Below are 1,223 nucleotides of genomic sequence, written 5' to 3'. Positions count from 1 at the left end.
TGACCTGCTTTCCCCTGACCTCATTGCGCAGGCATTCTCTCTCACCGATACCGTGACACTCCGCAAGCGCAAACTCCCCCTGGAGTCCATGGTCTGGCTCGTTATCGGCATGGCCATTTTCAATAATAAGCCGCTTTCCCATATCGTTAATCTGATGGATATCGTTGACCGTACCGGCAGGCCCTTCACGGCCCCCAGCTCCGTTATCGCCCGCCGCAAAACCCTGGGCGAAGATGCTATGCGGGTATTGTTCGACCTGACTCAGCATCACTGGCACGAAGAAGCAAAACATCCTCTCTGGAACGGCCTGACGCTCAATGCCGTCGATGGCGTGGTCTGGCGTACACCCGATACACCAGAAAATATGCAGGCCTTCGGTAAAGCCTCGAATCAGCACGGTGAGCGGGGTTACCCGCAGGTGCGTATGGTCTGTCTGATGGAGCTGAGCAGTCACCTGCTGCGGGCCAGTGTCATGGACAGTTACGACGTTAACGAGATGCGCCTGGCCGCCCGGCTGGCGACCCAGGCCCCGGATAACAGCGTGACGCTATTCGACAGGGGCTTCTGGTCGATGGGGTTGCTACATGATTGGGGCCTGGCGGGGGAAAACCGGCACTGGCTGCTGCCGTTAAAGAAAGGAACTCAGTATGAGGTAATACGCAGACTGGGTAAGCAGGATGAACTGATAACGGTAAAAACGACGCCCCAGGCCCGGAAACAATGGGCAGGCTTGCCGGAGGAGTTAACGGTACGGCTCATCAGAAGAAAAGTGAACGGTGTTGAACGTCAGGTGGTGACCTCGATGACCGACGCGATGCGTTACCCGGCAGCGGATGTGGCTGAGTTATATAAACACCGCTGGGAAATAGAGCTGGGTTATCGCGAAACGAAACAGACATTACTGGGGAGCAGATGGACAGTGCGCAGCAAACTGCCGGAAATGGTGAGGCAGGAGCTGTGGGGAATACTGCTGACATACAACCTTGTGCGCTACCAGATGGTAAAGATGGCGTTCAGTCTGAAGGGGCATTACCTGCCGTACCAGTTGAGCTTCAGTGGTGCGGTGGCAGAAATATTACGGTTGTTGATAGGGCTGCCATGGTCCTCGCCGGGTGCAGTTCCCGGGCATCTGAAACAGTTTTACAGTTATGCCGCGATGCTGAAACTGCCGCCCAGGCGGGAACGGGAGTATGCAAGAGAGGTCAGGGTGAAACGGTCAAAAT

Annotated in this window: 1 protein-coding gene; it reads left to right on the top strand. The window is 55.8% G+C overall.

Annotated elements, in window-relative coordinates; translation table 11 throughout:
- Window positions 1–1,223, top strand: a 1,223-nt coding sequence (locus EHN07_RS12500) for an IS4 family transposase (protein WP_124024468.1), incomplete at both ends; no start/stop codon positions are given.

This window comes from Buttiauxella warmboldiae, from assembly GCF_003818135.1.
GTDB lineage: Bacteria > Pseudomonadota > Gammaproteobacteria > Enterobacterales > Enterobacteriaceae > Buttiauxella > Buttiauxella warmboldiae.
The sequence above is the reverse complement of the archived record's forward strand: the minus strand, read 5'-3'. Positions and strand labels throughout refer to the sequence as shown.